Source organism: Paenibacillus zeisoli (assembly GCF_003994465.1).
In the GTDB taxonomy this organism is placed as follows: domain Bacteria; phylum Bacillota; class Bacilli; order Paenibacillales; family Paenibacillaceae; genus Fontibacillus; species Fontibacillus zeisoli.
The window spans coordinates 116,937-142,920 of the sequence record NZ_RZNX01000008.1; the positions used below are offsets into that span (position 1 = coordinate 116,937).

The 25,984-nt window shown below is 48.7% G+C and carries 17 protein-coding genes and 1 pseudogene; 6 read left to right on the forward strand and 12 right to left on the reverse strand.

All coding sequences use genetic code 11. From position 1 onward, the window contains the following. The first annotated feature begins 27 nt into the window (after window positions 1-27). Window positions 28-1,404, forward strand: coding sequence for an alkaline phosphatase (locus EJP77_RS16565; protein WP_127200361.1), 1,377 nt, complete (start codon window positions 28-30; stop codon window positions 1,402-1,404). Between the two features lie 135 nt (window positions 1,405-1,539). Here EJP77_RS16565 and EJP77_RS16570 read toward each other — a convergent pair whose 3' ends face one another. Further along, on the reverse strand, window positions 1,540-1,740 hold the full coding sequence (locus EJP77_RS16570; protein ID WP_127200362.1) for a hypothetical protein: 201 nt from the start codon (window positions 1,738-1,740) through the stop codon (window positions 1,540-1,542). A gap of 126 nt (window positions 1,741-1,866) precedes the next feature. On the opposite strand from EJP77_RS16570, the gene EJP77_RS16575 reads away from it, so the two are divergent. Continuing rightward, window positions 1,867-2,262 (forward strand): MerR family transcriptional regulator, encoded by a 396-nt coding sequence (locus EJP77_RS16575; protein WP_127200363.1) that lies wholly within the window; start codon window positions 1,867-1,869, stop codon window positions 2,260-2,262. Between the two features lie 23 nt (window positions 2,263-2,285). Here EJP77_RS16575 and EJP77_RS16580 read toward each other — a convergent pair whose 3' ends face one another. The 3 genes from EJP77_RS16580 to EJP77_RS16590 form a co-directional block, all read right to left on the reverse strand. Continuing rightward, window positions 2,286-3,971 (reverse strand): methyl-accepting chemotaxis protein, encoded by a 1,686-nt coding sequence (locus EJP77_RS16580; protein ID WP_127200364.1) that lies wholly within the window; start codon window positions 3,969-3,971, stop codon window positions 2,286-2,288. 386 nt (window positions 3,972-4,357) lie between these two features. Beyond that, the gene (locus tag EJP77_RS16585; protein ID WP_127200365.1) at window positions 4,358-6,928 is read right to left on the reverse strand and encodes a cadherin-like beta sandwich domain-containing protein; all 2,571 of its coding nucleotides are present in this window, start codon (window positions 6,926-6,928) and stop codon (window positions 4,358-4,360) included. Between the two features lie 106 nt (window positions 6,929-7,034). Continuing rightward, window positions 7,035-7,466: a MarR family winged helix-turn-helix transcriptional regulator gene (locus EJP77_RS16590; protein WP_127200366.1), complete on the reverse strand. Its 432-nt coding sequence runs from the start codon at window positions 7,464-7,466 to the stop codon at window positions 7,035-7,037. A 129-nt stretch (window positions 7,467-7,595) separates the two neighbouring features. On the opposite strand from EJP77_RS16590, the gene EJP77_RS16595 reads away from it, so the two are divergent. Further along, window positions 7,596-8,183, forward strand: a complete 588-nt coding sequence (locus tag EJP77_RS16595; protein WP_127200367.1) for an NAD(P)H-dependent oxidoreductase — start codon at window positions 7,596-7,598, stop codon at window positions 8,181-8,183. Window positions 8,184-8,199: 16 nt separating this feature from the next. Then, window positions 8,200-8,772, forward strand: a complete 573-nt coding sequence (locus EJP77_RS16600) for a hypothetical protein (protein WP_127200368.1) — start codon at window positions 8,200-8,202, stop codon at window positions 8,770-8,772. A gap of 76 nt (window positions 8,773-8,848) precedes the next feature. On the opposite strand, the gene EJP77_RS16605 is transcribed toward EJP77_RS16600, so the two are convergent. The 5 genes from EJP77_RS16605 to EJP77_RS16625 form a co-directional block, all read right to left on the reverse strand. Next, window positions 8,849-12,784, reverse strand: a complete 3,936-nt coding sequence (locus EJP77_RS16605) for a fibronectin type III domain-containing protein (protein ID WP_127200369.1) — start codon at window positions 12,782-12,784, stop codon at window positions 8,849-8,851. Continuing rightward, complete coding sequence (locus EJP77_RS16610; protein ID WP_127200370.1) at window positions 12,733-15,234, reverse strand: fibronectin type III domain-containing protein; 2,502 nt, start codon at window positions 15,232-15,234, stop codon at window positions 12,733-12,735. The genes EJP77_RS16605 and EJP77_RS16610 overlap by 52 nt, the downstream gene beginning before the upstream one ends. A gap of 290 nt (window positions 15,235-15,524) precedes the next feature. After that, the gene (locus EJP77_RS16615) at window positions 15,525-17,897 is read right to left on the reverse strand and encodes a carbohydrate-binding protein (RefSeq protein ID WP_221886020.1); all 2,373 of its coding nucleotides are present in this window, start codon (window positions 17,895-17,897) and stop codon (window positions 15,525-15,527) included. A 326-nt stretch (window positions 17,898-18,223) separates the two neighbouring features. Further along, window positions 18,224-19,216, reverse strand: a complete 993-nt coding sequence (locus EJP77_RS16620) for a YiiG family protein (protein ID WP_127200371.1) — start codon at window positions 19,214-19,216, stop codon at window positions 18,224-18,226. Window positions 19,217-19,260: 44 nt separating this feature from the next. Further along, on the reverse strand, window positions 19,261-19,860 hold the full coding sequence (locus EJP77_RS16625; RefSeq protein ID WP_127200372.1) for a TetR/AcrR family transcriptional regulator: 600 nt from the start codon (window positions 19,858-19,860) through the stop codon (window positions 19,261-19,263). 137 nt (window positions 19,861-19,997) lie between these two features. On the opposite strand from EJP77_RS16625, the gene EJP77_RS16630 reads away from it, so the two are divergent. Continuing rightward, a complete protein-coding gene (locus EJP77_RS16630) occupies window positions 19,998-20,732 on the forward strand; it encodes an MBL fold metallo-hydrolase (protein ID WP_127200373.1) in 735 nt (244 codons plus the stop codon). Between the two features lie 325 nt (window positions 20,733-21,057). On the opposite strand, the gene EJP77_RS21105 is transcribed toward EJP77_RS16630, so the two are convergent. Then, window positions 21,058-21,396 carry a carboxymuconolactone decarboxylase family protein gene (locus EJP77_RS21105; protein ID WP_127200392.1) on the reverse strand — a complete coding sequence of 113 codons (339 nt, stop codon included), beginning with the start codon at window positions 21,394-21,396 and terminating at the stop codon, window positions 21,058-21,060. Window positions 21,397-21,419: 23 nt separating this feature from the next. Here EJP77_RS21105 and EJP77_RS16640 point away from each other — a divergent pair. Further along, window positions 21,420-22,010: pseudogene (locus EJP77_RS16640) on the forward strand (molybdopterin-dependent oxidoreductase); the annotation flags it as partial. Window positions 22,011-22,182: 172 nt separating this feature from the next. On the opposite strand, the gene glmS reads toward EJP77_RS16640, so the two are convergent. Then, window positions 22,183-24,015: a glutamine--fructose-6-phosphate transaminase (isomerizing) gene (glmS, locus tag EJP77_RS16645; protein WP_127200374.1), complete on the reverse strand. Its 1,833-nt coding sequence runs from the start codon at window positions 24,013-24,015 to the stop codon at window positions 22,183-22,185. Window positions 24,016-24,622: 607 nt separating this feature from the next. Next, the gene (gene glmM / locus EJP77_RS16650) at window positions 24,623-25,963 is read right to left on the reverse strand and encodes a phosphoglucosamine mutase (RefSeq protein WP_127200375.1); all 1,341 of its coding nucleotides are present in this window, start codon (window positions 25,961-25,963) and stop codon (window positions 24,623-24,625) included. Between the last annotated feature and the right edge of the window lie 21 nt (window positions 25,964-25,984).

The window sequence follows — 25,984 nt, forward strand, 5'->3', positions numbered from 1 at the left end:
TAGAATATCCAATATGGGAGGAAAATCATGACCAGCAAATTTGCAAAAAGAATTATACCTACCGCATTACTAGCTTCGGTAGCTGTTACAACTCTGCTCTCGGGTAGCATTGTGAACTCAGCTCCCAAAGCCGAGAAAAAGCAGAACCCTAACGAGATCCGTAACGTGATCTTCCTGATCGGGGATGGCATGGGCGTCTCCTATACTACGGCATACCGTTATCTTAAAGATAATCCGGCTACTCCTCTAATGGAGAGAACGGAATTTGATAAATACCTCGTGGGCAATCAAATGACCTACCCGGAAGATGAGCATGAGAATGTAACCGATTCAGCTTCAGCCGCTACGGCGATGTCAGCCGGAGTGAAAACCTACAATGCTGCGATCGCGGTAGATAATGATCATACCGAAGTGAAGACCGTACTTGAAGAAGCCAAGAAGCAAGGAAAGTCCACAGGTCTCGTAGCTACGTCGGAGATTACGCATGCGACTCCTGCCGCATTCGGGGCCCACGATATCAGCCGCAAGAATATGGATGCGATTGCGGACGACTATTATAATGAGAAAATTAACGGCCAGCACAAGGTTGACGTTCTGCTTGGCGGTGGACTGAACAACTTTGTACGCAAGGATAAGAATCTTACCGATCTGTTCAAAAAAGACGGCTACAGCTTCGTGACCACTCGTGAAGAACTGCTCAAAGACAAGAACAAACAGGTTCTGGGACTCTTCGCCCCTGGCGGATTCGACAAAGCTATCGACCGGAGTCCGCAGGCTCCTTCGCTGGAAGAGATGACGAACACAGCGATCTCCCGCCTGAACACCAACAAAAAAGGCTTCTTCCTCATGGTTGAGGGAAGCCAGATTGACTGGGCCGGACACGATAATGATATCGTAGGCTCCATGAGCGAGATGCAGGACTTCGAGAAGGCCTTTAAGGCGGCGATTGATTTTGCCAAAAAGGACGGCCATACCTTGGTTGTAGCTACCGCTGACCATTCCACAGGGGGTCTATCGGTTGCTGCGAATGGCAAATACAATTTCGATGCCAGCCCGATCAAAGCAGCCAAACGCACGCCTGACTTCATGGCAGCTCAAATCTTCGGTGGCGCTGATGTAGAAGCGACTCTGAAGCAGTACATTGCTCTGGATCTGACAGCTGAAGAGATTCAAGCTGTTAAAGATGCGGCAGCCAAGAAGGATAAGGATGCTACCGGGATTGATAATGCGATTGAAGCCATCTTCAATGCAAGAACGAATACAGGCTGGACTACAGGCGGCCACACGGGTGAGGACGTACCTGTCTACGCCTTCGGCCCAGGCAAAGAGAGATTCGCCGGCCTGATCGACAATACCGACAATGCCAAGATTATTTTCCAGATCCTCAAGAACGGCAAGAAATAAACTAATTTCACACAACAACAGCGGCAGCCTTGGACGATTATGTCCTTGGCTGCCGCTGTTTCTATTCGGCGAACCCCGCTATGTCATCCCGCCACATAGGTATCTCGGTCGCCTGTCTCTACCATTCGGCTCCTTCTAAGCTCCTTTCGTACTGCACGAATTGCAGGTGCATCCTGTGGTTGCACAGGACGATCCGATCACCTTTCGTCTTTGGTAAACAACGATTCCCATGATTACGAGCATCAGGGCAAGCCCCGCCAGAACGAGCGGATTCAAGAATATGGACGATACGCCTAGAACCGTAATTCCTCCAATCAGCGGCAGCGCACAGCACAAAGCACATGCTCCTAACAATCCTAGACCCGTAAGCTATTCCCCTTTTTTCATTTACATCACCTTCCAATTAGTTTTATAATTCAATCATAAAACTTAAAGTTAACTTTAAGTCAAGGAGGTGTTGTGATGTCTGAACTTAGCATTGGTCAGCTTGCGGATAAGGCTGAAGTGAATGCATCCACGCTGCGGTATTATGAATCCGTTGGACTGCTGCCCGCTCCAGAGCGAAAGAATGGCCGACGCCAATATGATGAGCGAATCCTAGATCGCATCCATTTTATCAAAGTAGCTCAGCAAACCGGCTTTAGTATTCAGGAAATTACTATTTTGCTGGAAGGCTTTGAACCAGGTGATTCGCTTTCAGATCGCTGGGAGCAGATGGCAAGACAGAAACGCTCCGAACTGGAAGAACGAAAGAAACAGCTTAATTCGATGATTCGAATATTAGATAGTGGACTGAGCTGTAAATGCCTGACTTGGTCGGAATGCAAGACTCGAATAGAAACGGAAGGCTCGTGCTAGCGGGAGATCATCCAGTAGATCCCCTATACTTTAAATTTACCTACCTGTGACTGCAGATCTTCGGATAATTCCGCAAGTGCATCGGCTGAAGTGGATACCTGCTCCACCATAGCCAACTGCTCCTCGGAGGCTGAGGATATGGTCTGGGTTCCTCCTGCTGCCTGCTCGGCCAGCTGGGTAACATACTGGATGGAGGTCACGATCTCTTCGGCGCTTGCCGACATTTCTTCTACAGCCGCAGACACCTCTTCTACCTGGGAAGCTACTCCATTTACAGACTGTTCAATGCTCTCGAACGAGGCTCCCGCCTGGGCTATGATAACTGAACCCTCCTGCACATCCCGAATGCTTAATTCCATAGACTGAATGGCCTCCGACGTATCTGACTGGATGGCTCTAATTAGTAACGTAATCTGACTTGCAGAGATTCTGGACTGCTCAGCCAGCTTCTTAACCTCCTCTGCCACAACCGAGAATCCAGCTCCATGCTCTCCGGCTCGGGCCGCTTCAATTCCCGCATTGAGTGCCAGCAGATTCGTCTGGGAAGCGATCTGAGTCATGACAGAAATAATCTTATCAATCTCTCCCGAACGGGCATCCAGCCCTTTCACCACTTGAGATAGACTGTGAATTGACTGGGTGATGGAATCCATCTGCCTGATGGCACTTTGGATGGATAGATTGCCTTCCGAAGCCAGCGACAAGGAAATGCTCGACGACTGAGCCACACTCTGCGTACTCATTGCAATCTGCTTGATCCCTGTCGACATTTCACTCATCGTGGCCATGTTATGTTGAAGTGCGTTAACCTGTTTCTCCGTTCCCTCCGCAACCTCCTCAAGGAAATACGTAATCTGTTTCGCAGCCTCCCGAGTTTGATTAGAGCCTGACTTCAGCTCCTCGGCAGAGGTCGCGACCTGATAGGTGGAGGCTCCGACCTGTCCGATTAGAGAGCGCAGATTCCCGAGCATTAGATTGAAATACCGGGCAAGATCGCCAATTTCATCCTTCGAGGTAACCTGAATCGTCTGGGTTAAATCGGCTTCTCCCTCTGCAATCTCCTTGAGCTGTTTATTCACTTGTTTGAGGGTTTTGGCCATCTTGCCGGAGATGAGGAACGCGATGACAAATCCAAGTACCGTTGTGATGAGGGCCACGGATATAGTCATTTTGGACGTGGTGCTGAGCTGGCTGTCCATCTCACCTTCGAGCTTTGTAATGGTTGTCTCTGCACTTTTGTGCAGCTCTGCTAATGAAGTGATATCTATGGAAACTCTGGCGTAAGCTGCTTGCGCCCCCATCACATTCCCTTGCTTATAAATCGATATAACCTTGTCTATTTGAACGAGATAAGTACTCCACAGTGCCTTAAACTTGCTGATCACCTGCTTTTCACTAGCTGATGCGGTCTTCTCGGTGGTAGCTATCGCTTGGGTCACTCTTGTTACATTACTCTGGTATTGCTCCAGTAAGCTATCTTGATCCTGAACGCCCTTACCCAGCAAAAAAGCAGCCGCACTTTGTTCGGTACTTACGATGGATAATCCCAAATATTCCACATTCAATAGGTTCGACTTTTGCTGACTCACCGATTCACTCAGATTGTTCAGCATCCTCTGACCATTGGTTTGGCCCACAATCGCAGCAATAAACAGCATAATAATTAAGGACATACTGGCGAACAACTTCATGCGGATCGACTTTCTCATTATGTAATCTCCTTCGGTGTGCAGGTAATTTATTGACTCGCTGTACCTAATGAACCAAGTATAGATTCCCTAGCTGAATGCCTGCTGAGGGGAAGCTGAGAGAACGTTGAAAATCGGTAGGTTGGTGAAATTGACTCGAAGCAACGTCCGCACTGAGTTAAATAAGTCCTAAGCAGCCAAAGGCTCTAACCCGGTTCTACTTCATTGCCAAGGCTGCACAAGCATCAACCGATAGTTGCAGCTTCCACCGCATACAAAAAAGCGTCTTGTCCAACGAATGTGTTGAACTTGACGCCTTGTCATCCAAACCCGGCTATTCTATATGGCATTAAAAACACAAGGCTGCTTCGAAGTTAACTTCAAAGCAGCCTTGTGTTTGATTACTTTTACTTGCTCAGATGAGCCTGCATTTTCAGAAGCACGGTTACAGCTTCTGCTCTTGTTGTGGTATTAGCTGGAGCAAATTCATTAAGACCCTTGCCTTGAATAATGGCAAGCTGTTTCAATGCCGCCACTGCGCTTTTCGCCCATGCGGGAATGTTCTTATCATCCACGAAGCCTGTGGACGAGACAGCACCGGCAGATTGGCCTAACGCTTTCGCGACCATTGCGGCCATTTCCGAGCGTGAAATATGGGCATCCGCACGGAATGTACCATCCTCATAACCCGTTACAATACCTGCTTGCACTGCTTGCGCTATCGATCGCTGTGCCCAGGCGCTGATCTTTCCGGCATCTGTGAATGTCAGCGTCGCTCCTTCTTCTTGAGGCTTCAACGTATTCATCAGCATAACTGCAAATTCTGCACGCGTCACGGATTGATTCGGTCTGAATGTCCCATCCTGGTAACCTCGTACGATTCCACTGTCTACCGCTTGCTGAATATTAGCTTCAGCCCAGTGTTCAGAGATATCTGTTAACTTAGGCTTCCCTGTTGTTTGGCTTACAGCAAATACCGCAAACTTCGTAAAGTGATTGACCTCTGCGGTAATGTGATTACCGTCTACCTTTCCGCCAACTTCAATCCATTCCTTCTTTGCCTCATCATAATAGAATATAGACAGCTTTGCACCATTCAAGCTTGCCGGTTGGAACGAGAAGCTCAAAGCCACCGGCTTACTGAAATTATCCGGGAAGTTCTTCAATATTTCATAGACAGGAGTGGCGAGAACTTCGTTCCCCTTAAACAAGGCCCCCGTGTTCAATACTTTCTCGATCGTTAAGTTCAATTCTCGGTCTGCAGCACCTGCCGGAACAGAGATAGAGACTGAATCTTCCAAACTGACCACGCCGCTCTTCCCTGCAGGAAGGGTTAACTTGCCATTTGTGGAGACGATAGGGGTGTTGTCAATAGGCGGTGTCACGGGAGTTGAACTTCCGCCGCTGTTATCAGCCGCGCGTGTCACGGTGATCGTGTAAGTCTTCGTTGTACCATCCTGCGCCGTCACAACGATGGTAATCACGTTATTGCCTACATTTAGATTAATCGCACTGCTTGGATGACCACTGGCTACCCCGACCCCATTCTCGGTTATTGTAGCGTGGCTGTCTGCAGTGCTAGGTGTTACCTTTATGCTGGATACTGGGTAAGCGACCGCAGCATTATAGGAAGTTCCCTCCGGTATAAAAGCAGGAGACAATGTGCCCTGATCCAACGTTAAGCCTGATAGATTGGCATTGGCAGAACGCCACTGCGCATAGAGTGTGATATTACTCGTGCCTACCTGGAACGATGCGTCTGGATTGTAGCTCGTCCCGCTGCCATCCACTGCCGTGTTCCATCCGGCGAACGTGTAGCCTGGCTTAACCAAGCTTCCGGAGTTGCCGAGTACGGTGAGAGAGGTTCCTTCTTCATATTTATTACTGTCTGTCGGTACACTGCCACTGGTCGCCCCATTCCTATCATAGGTTATGGAGTAGACCGATTTGGTAGGTACAGACTGCATGGTATAAGCACTTTTATTCCCGTCGGTATCCTTGACGATTACATTAAAGTAATAGGTAGTTCCCGGTGCAAGTCCTGCCACCTGGTATGTGCCAATATCAGCCGTATAGCCTCCAATCGCTGTACCGTTTGCCTCTATATTGCTCACTGTATCTATGTTGGGGCTGGCTGAGCGATACACCTGATACTGCAGGCTGCTGCTAAGGCTAAGGTTGTCGGTTGCTTTTGCCCAGTTCAAAGTCGCGCCGTGGGGGGTTACGTTGCTGGCGTTAATCGTTCTGCTGCTCACCGTAGGAGCTGTGAGATCCGGTTCCCGAGTTATATTGACTATGTACTGTCTGGAATTCGTGCTGCTGCTGGAAAACGTATCAATCGTTATCGCCTTACTGCCTACATTCAAAGGGATTGCCGCACTGTCCGTACCGCTTCCTGTCGTCACCCCATTCACCTTCATGGAGCCTGCCCCATCGTTCAGCTTGGCCTTTATTGTCATAGAGGACGTAGTATAAGGCACTTGGACTTCATAGGAATAGGTATCCTTGTCAAAGGCAGGTGACAGCGTACCCGTAGAAGGTACCAAATGCCTCAGATCTGAATCCGAGGGTAGCGGAGAATGGACATGCAAGTTAATGATCCGGGATGCTGAACCATCAGGCGAAGTAATTCGAATCTCCACCAGGTTGGTGGTTCCCTGATTAATGAGGAAGTAACCAGAGGAAGTCCAGTCCTCAATGTTAATCCAATCGCCCCCGTTAACCCGATAGGCCCTGGATTGATTCGTATCCTCTGACCGCACTCCGAGATAATACCTGTTATCAGCACTTGAATCCATGTATACATTATAGTCGCTGATCTCATTTGAAAACTCCGGATAGTGCTCCGTTCCCGTAGGAAAATTTAAAGCCAAGATATTCACGTTGTTGTTCACAGTTTCCGCCTTAGCCACATTCCCTAAAGAAAGGGGCACAAGCAAACATACCGCAATAAGAAGCAAACCTACTTTTTTCAACATTTGATTTCAACTCCAGGCAAATAGAATAGGATACTATTATTATTTCAATAACAAATGTATCACAAATGTTGATATTGTCGGAAAATTATATGACAAAAATTAGCTCTCAGCGAAAAATCGTAGATTGCAGAACCCCCATCGCTTCAGAAATTTTGACAAGCTCCGTTTCGGGCATTTGTTCAATCCTCTGCATAAAGAGCTTCTTCATGTGCTCAAAGGCCGCCGAAATCCTTTCCTCCCCTAATGGGGACAACCTGATATAATGCCTTCTTCGATCCTCGGCATCCTCAGTTCCTTCGCAAAGCCCCTTTAACCGCAGCTTTCGGATCTCCCGGCTCATATTTGGCATGGAAATGCCCTTGCACTCGCTGAGCTCACTTATAGTAATCGGCTGCTTCACAGACAATAACTCCAGAATCTCATATTGCAGCGGGGTAATATCGTCCATCGGCATATCTTTGGTCAGATCATAGTGCAGTTGATGAGTTGAAGCAATAAAGGATGCCAATTGCTGAAATAACATTTCTTTGGTCACCATTTCAGACCGTCCTCCTTTGGAAAGTTTATATCCATTAAAAATAAAATATTATCAAAACATAATTATCATTTGACAACAAAAATCAATTTGTGTTACTTTATTATCAAATGATAACAAAGTAGGTGTGATATGAAAACCCTGATTATCTTCACCCATCCGAACCATCAAAGCTTATCCTATTCATTTCTTGAGGCAACGATTCAAGGGCTGCAAGACAACCCAAACAAACACGAAATTGAAGTAGTCGATTTATACGCCGAATCGTTCGATCCGCTTCTCGTGTTCAATGAACACAAACGGAGAAGGGATATGCACATCGATCCAAAGCTGGAGAAGTACCGTAACCAGCTGCTGTGGGCTGAGCGAATCGTGTTTATTTATCCGATCTGGTGGGGACGCCCTCCTGCTATGCTGCTTGGCTATATTGATCAGATGTTTGCTTCCAATTTTGCTTATCGCGACAAGGGAGGCCTCTTCCCGGAGGGATTGCTGAAAGGGAAATCCGTCGTCTGTATCTCAACAATGAAGGGACCTGTACTTTACCCTCTCTTCTGGCTCAATAATGCCCACAAAACTCTGATGCGAAGAGCGTTATTCAGCTTTGTTGGAATCAAGAAAGTCAAATTTTTCGAATTTGGAAATATGGAGAAGTCCGGTGGCAATCAGGCGAAAAAGCTCAAGCAAGTTCATCAATATTTCAAAACTATCATACAATGAAATGGAGAGTAATGGCATGGTGAAGGCAGGAAATAAGCTGTTCGCACAAGGAAGAATCGCTGTCTTTCTATTCTTACTAACCTTACTTGCTATGTTCGTGATTAATGTGCTGCCCGTACCGAATTCTGTATCTTATATTCAAAAGGTATCCCATTCTCGGGCCCCTCTCCCCGATACGCTGTTCTATTACAGCAGTCATCGGTTGTACGACATCCTTGACTCTCTTGGGGCCACTGGCCGGGAGGCTTACCGATCATTTCTGCGTACTATCGATGCTGCATTCCCACTCCTCTACTCCAGTGCGTTAGCGCTGAGCATCAGGGTACTCGTCCGCCTGGCTGCATCAAGATCAACCCGCGCGTCCAAACTTTATCTTCTTCCCCTACTCGCCGGGCTATTTGATTACATAGAGAACTTGTCCATACTAGTAATATTGTCTAACTACCCGGAACACTTGGACGCGATAGCTGCAATATCAGGCTGCTTCACGCCAGCTAAATGGCTCATGTCCTTCCTTTCGTTAACGATTCTGGTCATTGCCGCTGTCTTGGCAGTATGGAGGAAAGGGGATCAACCATTTAATTATTAATTAAATGCACCCAACACAAAATGGCTCCCCGTTCTATACGGAGAGCCATTCTATACTTTTTTCAATTCATGTAGGGTTAAAGGAACCCAATATATTGCAGCAGCCTTCTAATTAAAGTGACCGCTTCCGCTCTAGAAGCATCCGCCCGTGGATGAAATTCGCCATTCGGATAGCCCTGTATCAGTTGGGCATTCACCAACCCTGCAGCTGAAGTTGTGAACGAATCCATAATCTGATCGGCATCTTTAAAGCGTTCCAGACCGGATAAACTTGAATCCAGGGTGATCTCCGGGAACTGCCCCTCAATCACTCTAGCTATCATGGCTGACATTTCTTCCCGGCTTATGCTCTGGTTTGGTTTGAAAATCCCCTTCCCATATCCCTCAATAATACCGGATAGAGCAGCCGACTGAATCTCTTCATAGTACCATTCGCCTGAGGACACATCCTGAAATTGCTGCTCCGGCGAAGCCTCATCTACCAGACCAAAGATACGTACCAGCAAAGCTGCAAATTCCGCTCTCGTTACAGGATTATTCGGACTGAATATATTCTCACTCTCACCTATCACGATTAACTTCGATGCCATGTCCTCGATATCGCTTCTACCCCAACTGGTACGGATGTCATTAAAAGTTTTCGTATACTGAATCATGCCAGAGATGCTGTTATTGCGCAAAATGAACAATTGGTAAGTCCCTGATCCCGGGGCTGTCCTCCGCCATGGCGCATAACTCAAATGACCTTTTGAAGTTAGTACAGCTCCTGTAGTCTGAACGAATTGATCCCCTACTGTGGGTGATGCCAGCCGCAGCACTCTTTTGCTCGTCTCAAATCGGTAAAAGATACGCTTCTGCTGTATGTCCGTATAAATGGAAAACTGTGTGAACGGTTGGACCATGGTGAAACCTTTTGCCCGCCGCTCGGAAGATATCGCCTCGTTCTCTTGGTCATTCGTATTCCGAATATGATACGTCAGATTCAGATTCGCTGAATCGGCCCCAAGTTTACGATTAATCTGGGATTCCGAAATAGTTCCCCAAGGGATTTGGTAGCGCTGATCTGTCATTTTGATCTCAAAGTTTATTTTCTGACGGATACTGTAATGCCGTACCAAAGACCACGGAATGTGGATAATGTACTCGTCCGCTTTCAGAACGATATCAAATATGATCTGATTATACCCCTCATCTGCTAGGAGCTTATCGAGTTGATCATCCAGCACGTTCGTTCCCAAAGTAACTTCGACTGCACGGCGAGATTGGTTCAGACATCCATCAATGATAATGCGATTGGCATCCCTATATACATTGCAATTCGGGATGCTAGAACCGCTTGAGCCACTCGAGTGGCTGGGAATCCCCGGAGCGCCTGGATCACTTGGGCTGCTCGGGGTGCCTGGAGTGCTCGCGTCGGTCGGATCACTTGGGACGCCCGGGGTGCCTGGATCGGCCGGATCGCTTGGGTCGCTCGTGTTGCCGGGAGTGCTTGGATCGGATGGAGCGGTTGAATCACCTGGAATCGCCGGGGTACCCGGATCGGTTGGATCGGTTGGGACGCCCGGGTTGCCCGGATTAGCCGGATCGCTTGGGGCGCCCGGCGTGCTCGGATCGGTCGGATCGCTTGGAGTGTCCGGCGTACTTGGATCGGTCGGATCAGGACTTGCTGCACCAGCCGTGGTCGTCACCATGTAACCACTGCTAGGTAGCGACCAATTCCCCGCCGCGTCGCCCGCTTGCACTGTCATGTTATAGTCTGTCGACGACGACAGACCCGTTACGTTCATGCTCGTCCCAGTTACCGTGCCAAGTGACATCCCATCTCGGTACACCTCATACTGCGTCACCCCAACATCGTCCGTGGATGCATCCCAACTCAGTATGAATCCAGTGTCGGTGATGCCCGTTGCATTCAACCCAGTCGGAATGCTTGGACCGCTTGAGTCAACAGAGGGACTGGGATCGCTCGGAGTACTTGGGTCAGCCGGATCACTCGGGGTGCCCGGGTTGGCTGGATCACTTGGAACGCCCGGCGTGCTCGGATCGGTTGGATCGCTTGGGTTGTTCGGGGTGCCCGGATCGGTCGGATCAGGACTTGCTACACCAGCCGGGGTCGTCACCATGTAACCACTGCTCGGTAGCGACCAATTCCCCGCCGCGTCGCCCGCTTGCACTGTCATGTTATAGTCGGTCGCTGGCGTCAGACCCGTTACGTTCATGCTAGTTCCGGCTACCATTCCTAGCGATACTCCATCTCGGAACACCTCATACTGCGTCACTCCAACATCGTCCGTCGACGCGTTCCAGCTTAGTGCGAATCCGGTATCGATGATGTCCGACGCATTCAGGCCGGTCGGGATGCTTGGACCGCTTGAGTCAACAGAGGGACTGGGATCGCTCGGAGTACTTGGGTCAGCCGGATCACTCGGGGTGCCCGGGTTGGCTGGGTCACTTGGGCCGTCCGAGGTGCCCGGATCGGTTGGATCGCTTGGAGTGTCCGGCGTGCTTGGATCGGATGGATCAGGACTTGCCGCACCACCCGTAGTCGTCACCGTGTAACCACTGCTGGGTAACGACCAATTTCCCGCCGCGTCGCCCGCTTGCACTGTCATGTTATAGTCGGTCGCTGGCGTCAGACCCGTTACATTCATACTCGTTCCCGTTACCGTTCCGAGTGACACTCCGTCTCGGAATACCTCATACTGGGTCACCCCGACATCGTCCGTCGATGCGTCCCAGCTCAATGTGAATCCGGTATCGGTGATGCCCGTTGCATTCAACCCAGTCGGGATGCTTGGACCGCTTGAGTCAACCGGGGGACTGGGAATCCCCGGATCACTTGGGCCGTCCGGGGTGCCCGGATCGGTTGGATCGCTTGGAGTGTCCGGCGTGCTTGGATCGGATGGATCAGGACTTGCCGCACCACCCGTAGTCGTCACCGTATAACCACTGCTGGGTAACGACCAATTTCCCGCCGCGTCGCCCGCTTGCACTGTCATGTTATAGTCGGTCGCTGGCGTCAGACCCGTTACATTCATACTCGTTCCCGTTACCGTTCCGAGTGACACTCCGTCTCGGAATACCTCATACTGGGTCACCCCGACATCGTCCGTCGATGCGTCCCAGCTCAATGTGAATCCGGTATCGGTGATGCCCGTTGCATTCAACCCAGTCGGGATGCTTGGACCGCTTGAGTCAACCGGGGGACTGGGAATCCCCGGATCACTTGGGCCGTCCGGGGTGCCCGGATCGGTTGGATCGCTTGGAGTGTCCGGCGTGCTTGGATCGGATGGATCAGGACTTGCCGCACCACCCGTAGTCGTCACCGTATAACCGCTGCTCGGTAGCGACCAATTTCCCGCCGCGTCGCCCGCTTGCACTGTCATGTTATAGTCGGTCGACGGCGTCAAACCCGTTACATTCATGCTCGTCCCAGTTACCGTTCCAAGTGACACTCCATCTTGGTACACCTCATACTGCGTCACTCCGACATCGTCCGTCGATGCGCCCCAGCTCAATGTGAATCCGGTATCGGTGATGCTCGAGGCATTCAACCCAGTCGGGATGCTTGGACCGCTTGAGTCAACCGGGGTACTTGGGATCCCCGGATCGCTTGGATCGGTCGGATCGGCCGGATCACTTGGGCCGGATGGATCAGGACTTGCCGCACCAGCCGTGGTCGTCACAGTGTAACCACTGCTCTGAGCCGACCAATTCCCCGCCGCATCGCCCGCTCGCACCGTCATGCTATAGTCGGTCGCTGACGACAGACCCGTTACATTCATACTCGTTCCCGTTACCGTTCCGAGTGACACTCCGTCTCGGAACACTTCATACTGGGTCACCCCTACATTGTCCGAGGATGCATCCCATTTCAAGGTAAATCCGCTGTTGGTGATGCCCGTTGCGTTCAACCCGGTGGGTACACTTGGCAATGTACTATCTGCCAGCGTCTTCACATTCACCGCACTGCTCTGAGCCGACCAATTTCCCGCCGCATCTCCTGCTCGCACNGACCCGTTACATTCATACTCGTTCCCGTTACCGTTCCGAGTGACACTCCGTCTCGGAATACCTCATACTGGGTCACCCCTACATTGTCCGTCGATGCATCCCATTTCAAGGTAAATCCGCTGTTGGTGATGCCCGTTGCGTTCAAACCGGTGGGTACACTTGGCGACGTACTATCTGCCAGCGTCTTCACATTCACCGCACTGCTCTGAGCCGACCAATTCCCCGCCGCGTCACCCGCTCGCACCGTCATGCTATAGTCGGTCGCTGACGACAGACCCGTTACATTCATACTCGTTCCCGTTACCGTTCCGAGTGACACTCCGTCTCGGAACACTTCATACTGGGTCACCCCTACATTGTCCGAGGATGCATCCCATTTCAAGGTAAATCCGCTGTTGGTGATGCCCGTTGCGTTCAACCCGGTGGGTACACTTGGCAATGTACTATCTGCCAGCGTCTTCACATTCACCGCACTGCTCTGAGCCGACCAATTTCCCGCCGCATCTCCTGCTCGCACAGTCATGCTATAGTTGGTCGACGGCGACAGACCCGTTACGTTCATACTCGTTCCCGTTACCGTTCCGAGTGACACTCCGTCTCGGAACACTTCATACCGGGTTACTCCAATATTGTCCGTCGATGCATTCCAGTTCAATGTAAATCCACGGTCGGTAATGCCCGACGCATTCAACCCCGTGGGTACACTTGGCAATGTACTATCTGCCAGCGTCTTCACAATCACCGCACTGCTCTGAGCCGACCAATTTCCCGCCGCATCCCCTGCTCGCACTGTCATGCTGTAGTTAGTCAACGGCGACAGACCGGTCACGTTCATAGTCGTCCCCGCTACGGTTCCGAGTGACACTCCGTCTCGGAATACCTCATACCGGGTAACTCCAACATTATCCGTCGATGCATTCCAGTTCAATGTAAATCCTCGGTCGGTAATGCCCGACGCATTCAACCCCGTGGGTACACTTGGTAACGCAGTATCTGCCAGCGTCTTCACAATCACCGCACTGCTCCGAGCCGACCAATTTCCCGCCGCATCCCCTGCTCGCACTGTCATGCTGTAGCTGGTCGACGGTAACAGACCGCTTATGTTCATGCTCGTCCCTGTTACCGTTCCAAGTGACACTCCGTCTCGGAACACCTCATACCTCGTCACCCCGACATTGTCCGTGGATGCGCTCCAGTTCAGCTTGAAGCTGCTTACCGTAAAGTTAGAAGCACTCAACCCCGTAGGCACAGACGGAGGCGTTATGTCGCTTGTTGTTGACACGTTTACTTGATTGGAGTTTCCCGAATTGCTGCCGCCTGTTACAACTAATCGGAAATGATAGGCTGTACTTGGTGTCAATCCGCTAACAGTGGCACTAACGGCATTACTAGCAATGGCCCCTGTATTGGCAGGTACCCAGTTCACACCATCACTTGACTGCTCAATCGCTATGCTTGTAGCCCCACTAACCGCAGGCCAAGTGAATCCTATGCTCGTATCTCGAATCGTATTTGCAGCAAAACTACTCACCGGCGCCGAATTAGACGTAGTAACGGTCTGAATGGCGGAAGATCCCGCGTAGGTTCCCCCAGTAACAACCAGACGAAATTTATAAGTAGTGGCGGGAGTGAGCCCCGTAACCTTGGCTGTTGTGGACGACCCTGTTAACGACGCAGCTGTGGTCGAATTGATCCAGGTCGATCCCCCATCCGTAGATTGTTGTATCTTCACTGAAGCTGCATCCGGGCTGCTGTTAAAAGAAAAACTAGCCGTATTCCCCGTAACTGCAGTGTTCTTGAAATTATAGTCTACCTGCGCCGAAGGCGCTGAGTTGGAAGTCAGGTCGAATTCACTAAAATCCGAAACATTCCTATCATATCCATCCACGAATGCATTTGACGGATAGGCCGCCCACATTCTTTCATTCATACTTGTCTCCTCTAACATAAAGGAAGCAAACTGAATCGTTTTGGGACTCCCGAGATTGGCTAGTGGGATCTTATACTTTACCATCTCATTATTGAAACCACGGTAAGTGGTCATATTCCATCCTGCATCTACCCACGAAGATCCGTTATACATCTGGACATTGGTGTAAGACTCATCTACCTTCCAGCGCAGATGATATTTGGCCTTAAAAGGAAGGGTGGGTTGCTGCGAATTGTAGATCGCACCCGTCGTAGTCCCCCCAGAGCCGCCAATGTACATCTGGACCCATTTGTTGCTCTGATTGGTGTAAGTGGTATTGTCTTTATTTACTTCAGCACCATAATAGGCTACATACAAATAAGAACTGTCCCAGGTTATATACGTGTAATAATTCGATGTCGATGTGGTAAAAATCTCATCTCCATTAAAATTCGTTCCATTATCCATTGGAATGGTATGCATATAGGCAGCCGAAACCGAATTGACATAGGAGAACATCAGGACAAGAATCAACAGCATAGAAGTTATTCGTTTAGAGTATGTTTTGTTCAGCTTTATCGTTCTCCTCTCTCAATCTTTAAAAAACCTTCATTCGACTGTATTCGACATATTTTCGACAAAACCTCCCCTATTTTCGTTACTTTACTATACTAACTATTCTTTTTTACGGCTTTTTCTCTCATAATAGTTAGTATTTTTAAGCAATCATCTTGAATCGAAAGATACTTTTTTTCCGAGTACACCATATAAAAAAGGAGATGCTTACTCTATGAGCAAGACATCTCTTTTTTGTTGTACCTAGTTGTATTTTATTGAGCAACAGAGTAGTTGAAGTCCTTGGAATTATTGCTGTCCCAAGTGCCTGCATTATTCTTGAATGCCATGTTGAGTACATTGGAGCCTGAAGGAAGCGTGATCACACCGGTCCAGGTCCCATTCGATTGTTTGGTCATAGTCACATCCGCCGGAGATACCCAGCCATTGGTTCCCCAGTGAAGGGTCATCGATGTGGCTCCCGCTGCTAGGCTTCCGTTATACGTAATCGTTGTCTGCTTGCCTGCTACCGGGGCAGGATTTGCCAGAACAGGATTGCTTGTGGACCATACGTTCAGATTCCAGTCCTTGCTACCGTTGTTATCCCAATTGGTTCCATTAGTAAAATCAAAATTCAGCACAGTTGCCGATGTTGGAATTGTGATCGTTGCTGCCCAGAAACCATCAGCTCTTTTGGTCATGGCAACGTCTGTCGTGCCTGTCCAGCCATTGATTCCCCAGTGCAGCTTGACTTGTGAAGCGCTTGCAAGGGAACCGCTGTAATACACGGTAAAGCTCTTGCCCTGTACTAAAGTGCTGCTGTCATAATCAACCTTGTAGCCCGCATGAGGCGCATAGGCTGTGGTTCCAGTAGTTCCCGTATTGTCTGTGCTTCCTGTACTTCCTGTACTGCCAGTGCTACCGGTACTTCCACTACTAGCTGTCACAGGAATACTCCAGTTGGCGGAGTTGTTATTATCCCACGCAGAGCCGTTGGTGAAGACTACATTCAGTGCACTCTTGGCCGCTGAAGGCGTCGTAATTGTAGCTTTCCATACGTTATTGCCCATGGAGGTCATCACCGTATCCGTAGTTCCATTCCAGCCGTCATATCCCCAGTGAAGCTTCACGCTGGAAGATCCCTGCAAAGAGCGGCCAGTTGCATTATACGTTATCGTTACAGCCTGACCCGCTACCGCAGTCGAAGGATCACTGCTAACAACCGCTGTAGGTGTCGGAGTAGGTGTAGTAGGTGTTGTAGTTGTATCATTGTACAGCACAATGATGGAGTTCGCCGGAATATTACCGCTGATATTCCCGTTCGAAACTGTCAGCGTAGCTGACGCGCTGCCATGGTTGCTGTAGGTGCCATTTGCCAAATTAGTCGGCGAATTGATATAAGTGCTATTTCCATAGTTAACGATTACAGTTCCTACTGTACCGCGGTCGATCAGCATCGTAGAGTTGTTATTCGTCCAGCGCAGATATTCATTTTGACCTGCCATCGCATTATGGAACTGGTTAATGGCTACGACATCTGCATCACGCCATTGTCCATCCCCTGCAGAACCGATGCTGCCAACAGGTCTATTGAAGAATAGCGGAGTGGCGCCAGCTCTGGAAGCAACGATAGCCCAACCTGCTTTTCTCTGCCAGTCAGTCAAATTCTTGCTGCTTCCGTCTTCGTAAGTGTCATGTGTTTCAACAAAATTAACAGCTTTGGCTGGGTCTAAGCCGCCCATTCCGTTCGCTGAAGACAAATTGCCGGAGCTAAGAGCATTTCTAACGGACCCGCCAAAATTGCTAGCGGTTACATTCATAAACGAAGCATACGCGTTAACATTATCCGCTGTTCCGTCCTGCAGAATTTCCCCGTATACGAACAGGTTCGACCGGTTATGGACGTTTCCAAGCACATTCGTCCAATAGTTCCCTGCCCAAGATTGGTTGGCGTCTAACCCTGTGTTCGTCTCAATATGTTTGGCTGCGTCAAAACGAAATCCGCCAGCACCCGCATCTGCCAGCTGGTTCAGGAACGTAAGCGCTTTACCCTGAACGGCAGAGCTCTGGGTATTTAAGTCAGGCATTCCTATTCCTTTTTGTGTAATCTCCCAGCGGTTACCCCAGTTAGCGGCTTGCCCTAAGTTGTGATAGAGGCTTGGGTCTTTAAAGCTTGCGTCAACCGATGCATCCAACTGATCAGGGTTGCCGTTATTCGCCATATGATTCATTACAACATCGACTATAATTTTAATACCATAGTTATTAGCTTCACTGCATAGTGCCTGGAAATCGGCCAAGCTTCCGAGCTGCGCATTACCGACTGATTCATTCGTTGGCTGGTACAATAACCACCACTGAGAAGGGTCTGTGCTGGAACTCTTGGTTCCTTGAACAGGGGATACTTGAACCGATTTGTACCCGGCGGCCGCAATTTGCGATAGATTGGCACGTATCGTATTGAAAGACCAGTCGAACGCATGAAGCATAACACCATCTTTTGCATTCGCAGGCAGTGCCGGAGCCGCATATGCCTTTTCTACGGAAAAGACCTTCGAGAACACACTAGTCGGGGAAAAAGCCGATACAGCTAACATCGCACCAGCCAAACTAACAGACACCATTCCTTTAATCCACTTTGACCGCAATCCTATCTACCTCCTCAAAATGTAAGCGCTTATATGGATTATGTGATATAGTTCAAACGTTTGCAACGTACTAGATAAGGATAAAATTACATATATATTCACCAATAGGATATTTATGGATTAAATTCAGCTAATATTTTACATTTTTCAGCAAAAATAAGCCTTTAGTCCTATTAAAAAACTCGTTCAAACGTTTGCAGATTAGCCCATTACCGAAGAAATATAAATATATTTCACCTTATAACAGGCAAAATACGAAAAACGCCAAGGAGACGGACCTCCTTGGCGTTTTGCTTAATTACTCAAGCTTCAATTGTTAGATAAGCTTAATTTATTTCATTATATCGCTCGATTGCCTTACTTAGCTTATAGTTGAAATTCTCAGGGGTACCGTCCGTCGTGTTCAGGAACTGACCGTTCAAGTCCGAATCTGATACAGGTTCCCTCTTATTGATGCGTTCAATAATTTTTGAAGCGGCCGCTTTTGCTTCAGTGGCTGAATCAGCATAGTTCTGAATACTGAAGCTGTTAATCCCCTCTTCTTGTATTCGTTTCTTGTCCTTTGCGATTGTAACCAGCGCATTTAAATCTGCGGTCATGACGTCGTATTTGGCCTTAAACTTCTTCATATCCAGCTTCAGCACATTGCCGGCGGTGATTCCCTGCTCGTCGATTTCAATGGCCACAGCCTCGGCATCGATTAGAAACTTCAAGGCATTATACCTGATTTGCTGGCCTGCATCCTTAAGCTTCTGCAGTTCAGCTTGACGCTGCTCGTTAGCCAGCTTTTGCAAAGCAGTAAAGTATGGTTTGGCGACAGTCTCGTATGCGAGATTGGCACTTACCAGTCTGGTATGCAGCTGCTTGCCTTTTGCATACCCATCATCCACGTAGCCTTTTGAATCATAGTAAGCTTTCAGATCGTCCAGGACGGACAAAAGATCTTTGATGACAGGAGTCAGCTTGATCACTACAGGATCCACATCCGCGAAAGCTGGCTGGCTGGCCGTGTAGCTGTTCGCTTTATCAATAACTTCCCGCTCACTATCAGCAACGCCCAGCATGATAAAGCTGAGATTCTTCTCGATTACAGGCTGTTTATCCACTCCGAATTTCTCGAAGTAATGAACCAGAACCTCATTGATTCGGCCTGTCATCAAGTTATTCAGCCCTACATACGCATTGTATTTCTCGATTTTTTTGCTTTCGCCAGGCGTAACGCTTGCTGCTACTTGATTCACAGCGGGTGTGGTGGCAGAACATGCGGACAACATGGTACCTAACATGATAATTGCCAATATCAATGATAACTTTTTCAAAATAATGATTCCTCCGACTGAGTAATTTATCGTGCTTCCATCTCCTAGTTCCGATTTTGATACGCTGTAAGAGTCAGCTTGATCTGCTGAATTACGAACTGAACATGCTTGTTGTCCCGCGTTAACCGGCTTGCCATAACCCCGCCCTCCAACGAAGAAACAACGAATGACGCAACGGCCTCCGTATTGAGCTCTGAGGACAGTTCACCCTTTAAAATTCCCTCATCCAGTATGCTTTGAATGAAAGCTATGAATTGACCATGAGCAAGGACCGCCTTCTCTCTGAGGGGCAAATATCCGTCATCTGCCTCTACCGCCGTATTGAGTAAGGGGCAGCCACCCTCGATGGGAGAATGGTTGACGGGATCTTCATACACCTTGCATACCGCTATGATCTTATTAATCCCTGTCACTTCCGCTTCAGAAGCCTTCAAAAAGTTCTCCATCGAAATCCGTGTGGCATAATCGAACGCTTCGAGCGCAATCTCGTCTTTCCCGGAAAATGTCCGATAGACACCGCCTTTAGTCAATCCCGTGACTTGTATGATGTCTTGTATTGAAGAGCCTGCGTATCCTTTTTGATTAAACAACTCTGCAGATTTTTCAATAATATGCTGGCGTGTCTTCTCGCCCTTCCTCTGCATTAACGGCAACCCCCTAGTCACGATAAAATGTCTTTTTTCATTTTAACATTCCTATAGCTTATTTGAGAAACATTTGGTAATATATAAAAAACCGAACGGTTCGGTATTTTTTTATTAAAAGGAGGCTACTCGTACTTATGAACCAAGTGAAGATCATCCGTATTCCTATTCTGCCGATGAGCATGGTGAACGCCTATTTGCTTCTTGGTCCGGACGGCTGTGTGTTGGTCGATGCTGGCATCCCGGGATCCGAGAAGAAAATAGGTAAAGCTCTTGCCAAAGAGAAGCTGACTTTCAGAGACATCAAGCTCATCATTATCACCCACGCACATGTCGATCATGCCGGCAGTGCGGCAAGATTGCGTGAACTTACAGGCGCTCCTATCCTCGCTCATGAAGGAGATGCCAAGCACTACAGCCGGGAAGAAGAGATGACTTTCTGCCCGACGAGTCCTTTTGCCCGTATGTTCTTCAAAACGGGATTTATTCTTCAGCCTTATGAGGGCTTTACGCCGGACTTATTGGTCACCGGAGAACAGGGTATGAATTTACAGCCTTTCGGTGTTCCTGGCACAGTTATCCATACACCTGGTCATACCCTGGGATCCATTTCGGTTGAACTGGAATCAAAAGAGGCCATGGTAGGTGATCTATTGGCCTCGGGTATTTTGCTCGGCGGCATTATGCGGAGGAACCACCCTATACGTCCGCCCTTTGAAGACGATCCTCACCGGGTAGCTGAAGAACTCCTGCGCCTCATCTCCTCCGGTCACCAGACCTTTTATTTGGGTCACGGCGGTCCGCTTGGGGTAAATGAAGTTCGCCGTCATATCGATTATCTGAGAAGTTTACCTAATCTTCCGAAAGCCTAAGCACCGCTCGGGGACACCTTTGGCGAGAAGTTCGAACTTGAATCTGCTGCTGCTCCTGTGTGTCCCAAGAAGAAAAGCCGAGTAAATGTCAGGAGGTCTTCCTGAATCTACCCGGCTTTATCATGACTTATTAGGCTGCATTTGATTAATGAAAATGGCGCCAATCCGCTGTACGCCTACTATGACTTCATCAAGTGTGCGAGCCACTAGGCAGCACAATACAGCCAATTAGGAAAAAGACCGCAGTTCTAGAGCTTCGGCAACAGCCGAAGAATCTGGAACTAGCGGTCTCTTTCCTGTTTGCTTCTTTTATTACTCCATCCTATTACAGTTTAACGACCGGCCAGTCGTTCTGTACATTGGCGAGCGTATTAAAGTAATTGGTAAGGACGTTAAGGGCTAGGTTAGCGACAACCTCACCGATCTCTTGATCGGTTACGCCGGCATTACGGGCGTTCTGAAGCGAAGCTTCATCGACGGCACCAGCATTATTGGCGATTTCGTTCGAAAGTTTTAGAAGTGCTGCAATATGCGGATCAGTTGACTCCGCACGACGGGCTGCGTCTAATTCAGCAACATCTACCTTTGCAATATGATCACCTATGTAGGTATGCGCCGAAAGGCAGTACTCGCAGCCGTTCAGCTCTGCTGTGGCAATTGCCAGTCGTTCGCAGCGTTAAGCCGGAGCAGCTCGCCGGGAGGGACGCTAATCATTTCATTCCGAAACCCAAGCCGCTTCCCGCGTCATCCCCGCCGATCGGCGGCGGTAGCAAGGGCGACTTTCGCGTCTATTCGGTAACGCCAATTCGCCCGCTTACGAACAATACCTGGTCGTTCACAATAGACGGGCTGGTAGAACGGCCGGTGACCTACAACTGGGAGACCTTTATTAAGCTAAAACGAAAGGTACAGATAAGCGATTTTCATTGCGTAACGGGCTGGTCCGTTTATAAAAACACCTGGGAAGGGCTTTCGCTGAAGCAGCTGTTGGAACAAGCGGGGGTCAAATCAGGTGCAACCCATATCAAATTCTACTCCGCTGACGGCGTGTATACCGATTCGCTTACGCTCGAGCAGGCGCGCATGGACGATGTCATGGTAGCCATGCTGCACGACGGCATCCTCATCCCTAGCGAGCTTGGCGGCCCAGTCCGACTTATCGTACCCAAAATGTACGCGTATAAGTCGGTCAAGTGGTTGAACCGGATCGAGTTGATCGACATGGATCACGTTGGTTATTGGGAGCAGCGCGGCTACTCGAAGGACGCCTGGGTTTAGAATGGAGCGGCGCATATTAGATATTAATTTTTATACAAATTAAAAAGGGAGCCTCGAGTCATTCCTCGGGCTCCCTTTAGATGTTCAATTAACCTACATTCGGTTCAAGACATTTTTTACTGGTTCAGATCTTCTTTATCACCGAACATTTAACTCTTGTTACCCTACTCTCCTACTCTACAGTTACACTCTTCGCCAGGTTACGTGGTTTATCCACATCGTGACCAAGGGCAAGTGAAGCGTAGTAGGACAACAATTGCAAAGGCACAACGGACAGAGCCGGTGTGAATAATGGCAGTGTCTTAGGAATTGCGAAAGCTTGATCCACGGATTTCAGCAGGCTGGCAACGTGCTCTTCATGCGTAATTACCATTACATCAGCACCGCGAGCTTTCACTTCCTTGATGTTGCTCACTGTTTTCTCAAGTACAGAGTCCTGAGTTGCCAGGGCAATAACCGGAATTCCATCTTCGATCAGGGCAAGCGTTCCGTGCTTCAATTCACCAGCAGCATAAGCCTCAGAGTGAATATAAGAAATCTCTTTCAGCTTCAAGGAACCTTCTTGAGCAACGGCATAATCCAGACCGCGTCCGATGAAGAACAAGTGCTGGTTGTGAGAAATTTGCTCTGCATAAGCCTTGATTGCATCGGAGTTCTCAAGCATGCTTTCCACCTGCTCAGGCAGTGCCTGGATCGCAGAGATCATGTGAGCAACTTGGTCTTCCGATTGTGTGCCGCGAACTTGTGCAAGGTACAAACCAAGCAGATAGAACGCGATCAGCTGTGAAGAGTAAGCTTTTGTCGAAGCTACAGCAATCTCAGGTCCAGCCAGTGTTACTAACACATCATCAGCGTCACGTGCGATAGAGCTTCCTACAACGTTAGTTACCGCGAGTACATGCGCACCATTGCTCTTCGCTTCACGAAGTGCAGCAAGTGTATCTGCAGTCTCACCAGATTGGCTCACCACGATAACCAGAGTTTCAGGAGTAATCAATGGTGAACGGTAGCGGTACTCAGACGCAACGTCATTGTATACAGGAACGCGAACTAATTGCTCGATTACAGTTCCACCAACCAGACCGGCATGGTAAGCCGTTCCGCAGGCTACAATGTGAACGTTCTGGATTTGTTTGATACGATCTTCTGTCAAATTCAGATCCTTCAGTACTACCTTGCGGCCAGATTCGTCAACACGTCCACGGATCGTATCACGGTATGCTTTAGGCTGTTCATGAATTTCTTTCAACATAAAATGATCAAAGCCGTTCTTTTCCGCTGTTACAGCGTCCCAATCGACATGAATCATTTCCCGAGAAATAAAGTTCCCCTCAATAGTCATCAATTCGACAGAATCCTCTGTCAGAACTGCCATTTCACCATCGTTAAGGATGTAGACATTTCTTGTATATTTAAGAATAGCGGGAATATCAGAACCGATAAAGTTCTCCCCTTCGCCCAGGCCGATAATAAGCGGGCTAGCTTGACGTACCGCTACCAGTTTATGCGGCTCATACTCAGTTAACACACCAAGTGCGAACGCTCCACGCATGTAGCTAATCGCTTTTTGAACAGCTTTAACGATATCGCCGTCATATTCACGAGCAACCAGGTGAGAGATAACCTCAGTATCTGTCTCCGACACGAATACATGTCCTTGACCGATCAATTCCTCTTTCAGCTCCAGATAGTTCTCTACGATCCCGTTATGAACAACGGAGAACTTCTCACTGTTATCTGTATGAGGATGGGAGTTAACGTCAGAAGGCTTACCATGAGTTGCCCAGCGTGTATGCCCAATGCCCGCAGAACCAACTAGCGGCGCAGCTTCAAGCTTGGACTCCAAGTTAGCCAGACGGCCAATGGATTTGCTGATTTGCAGACCTTCCGGTGTGAATACAGCGATCCCTGCAGAGTCATACCCACGATACTCAAGCTTCTTCAGACCCTCGATCAATACTGATTGTGTATCTCTTTTCCCGATATATCCGACAATACCACACATTTTATAAAATCCTCCGTTTCGTTATCTCATCAATTTTGGTTAAATGACGAAGGAAGCGGAAGACTTCGCAGCAGTCTGGAGTCGAGTGTATTTTATTTTATAATGAAAATTTTCTGATAAGGCCAAATATTTTCATGAATGTACATTCTTCTCCACTACCACGAATCAACCGCAATCTCTTTCGTACATTCATAGAATTATATCGAACACTCTATTATTTGTGGCATCGGTCGGTAAGTTTGTTAGTAGGGTCGCCCATACCTTTTGCTTATCCGACTTACGGTTAGATGCAATTACCGGGAGGCCCCCGCCGAACATTTCGAACACCTCCACCTCGTCAGCTTCGATTGCCGTGGATATCCGTAAGCTTGATTACGGTTATCCTTCCCGCGCGAATCCGAAGCTCTGGCGCTTATTACATGGAACCTCACTGCCCTCTCTTTCTTTCTAGGAATAATGTTATTATATGCACCCCACTAGCAATTTGCAATGGCATGGTGTCCCATCCCGTGAAAATGTGACTTTCCTACCCGTAAAAAAAACCGCCAGAACAGGAAACCCATTCCAGCGGCCTAATTCCCCATTAAGGGAGTATGATTTCTTGGTCCTAGACCAGTTCCCGTTCAACCACTTTAGTTATTTGGGAAACATACTGTTCAAGCTCTGTTTTATCTGGTCCTTCAGCCATTACACGGATTAAGGACTCTGTACCTGATGGGCGTACCAATACCCGACCGTTGCTGCCAAGCTGTTGTTCTACCACCGTGATCGCCTCTTCAATTGCCTGGTTGCCATTGTACTTACTCTTATCTTGTACACGCACATTCACCAGAACCTGAGGATATTGAACCATCAGCTTCTTCAATTCACTGAGAGGCTTACCCGCCTGCTTCATGGTATCCACCAGTTGAATCCCAGTCAGAATGCCGTCTCCTGTAGTATTGTAATCCAGGAAAATAACGTGACCCGACTGCTCTCCACCGAGGTTGTACCCGCCGCGCAGCATTTCAGCCATAACATAACGGTCACCTACAGCCGTTTTTGCCGTATTTAAGCTCAGCTTTTCGGTTGCTTTATAAAAGCCAAAGTTACTCATTACCGTCGAAACAATGGTGCTTCCGTTCAATTTGCCCGCACGGTTCATGGCTTCCCCGCAAATACACAAGATATGGTCTCCGTCTACTTCTTCGCCCTTCTCATCAATGGCAATCAGTCGATCAGCATCTCCATCAAAAGCAAGACCGAGGTCTGCTCCCAGACGTACTACTTCTTCCTTCAAAAGTTCGGGATGTGTAGATCCGCAGTGATCGTTTATATTAAGCCCTGTTGGCTCAGCTGCAATCGTATAAACCTCTGCTCCGAGTTCACGGAACAGCTTCGGTGCAAGCTCGAAAGCCGCTCCATTTGCACAGTCCAGTACAATTTTCAAGCCTTCAAAGCTTGAGGAGATGGTTGTCTTGAGGTGCTCCAGATATTTGAACTTCGATTCGTTATCGACCGTCACACTTCCAAGCTTGTCGCCGATTGGACGAGGAAGCTCATCCACTTCCTTATCCAGCAGATCTTCAATTTGAAGTTCAGTCTCATCGGACAGCTTGAATCCATCACTACCGAAGAACTTAATTCCGTTATCCTCTACCGGGTTATGAGAAGCCGAGATCATTACACCTGCATCTGCTTTTAACACACGGGTTAGGTAAGCGACAGCCGGAGTGGAGACAATCCCCAGACGAATTACGTCTGCTCCGATGGACAACAAGCCAGCTACAAGTGCAGATTCAAGCATCACACCCGAGATTCGGGTATCCATACCAATAACAACCTTTGGTTTCTCTACTTGTCCTGCCAGTACATACCCGCCAGTACGGCCAATTCGGTAAGCAAGCTCTGCAGTCAATTCCTTATTCGCTACACCACGTACTCCGTCTGTTCCAAAATACTTCCCCACAATTACTCACTCCTCCAGATA

What these genes read in the sequence shown, in the direction of transcription:
- EJP77_RS16565 (WP_127200361.1), top strand. Translation starts at nt 28, where the DNA reads ATGACCAGCAAATTTGCAAAAAGAATTATACCTACCGCATTACTAGCT.
- EJP77_RS16575 (WP_127200363.1), top strand. Translation starts at nt 1,867, where the DNA reads ATGTCTGAACTTAGCATTGGTCAGCTTGCGGATAAGGCTGAAGTGAAT.
- EJP77_RS16580 (WP_127200364.1), bottom strand. Translation starts at nt 3,971, where the DNA reads ATGAGAAAGTCGATCCGCATGAAGTTGTTCGCCAGTATGTCCTTAATT.
- EJP77_RS16585 (WP_127200365.1), bottom strand. Translation starts at nt 6,928, where the DNA reads ATGTTGAAAAAAGTAGGTTTGCTTCTTATTGCGGTATGTTTGCTTGTG.
- EJP77_RS16590 (WP_127200366.1), bottom strand. Translation starts at nt 7,466, where the DNA reads ATGGTGACCAAAGAAATGTTATTTCAGCAATTGGCATCCTTTATTGCT.
- EJP77_RS16595 (WP_127200367.1), top strand. Translation starts at nt 7,596, where the DNA reads ATGAAAACCCTGATTATCTTCACCCATCCGAACCATCAAAGCTTATCC.
- EJP77_RS16600 (WP_127200368.1), top strand. Translation starts at nt 8,200, where the DNA reads ATGGTGAAGGCAGGAAATAAGCTGTTCGCACAAGGAAGAATCGCTGTC.
- EJP77_RS16625 (WP_127200372.1), bottom strand. Translation starts at nt 19,860, where the DNA reads ATGCAGAGGAAGGGCGAGAAGACACGCCAGCATATTATTGAAAAATCT.
- EJP77_RS16630 (WP_127200373.1), top strand. Translation starts at nt 19,998, where the DNA reads ATGAACCAAGTGAAGATCATCCGTATTCCTATTCTGCCGATGAGCATG.
- glmS (WP_127200374.1), bottom strand. Translation starts at nt 24,015, where the DNA reads ATGTGTGGTATTGTCGGATATATCGGGAAAAGAGATACACAATCAGTA.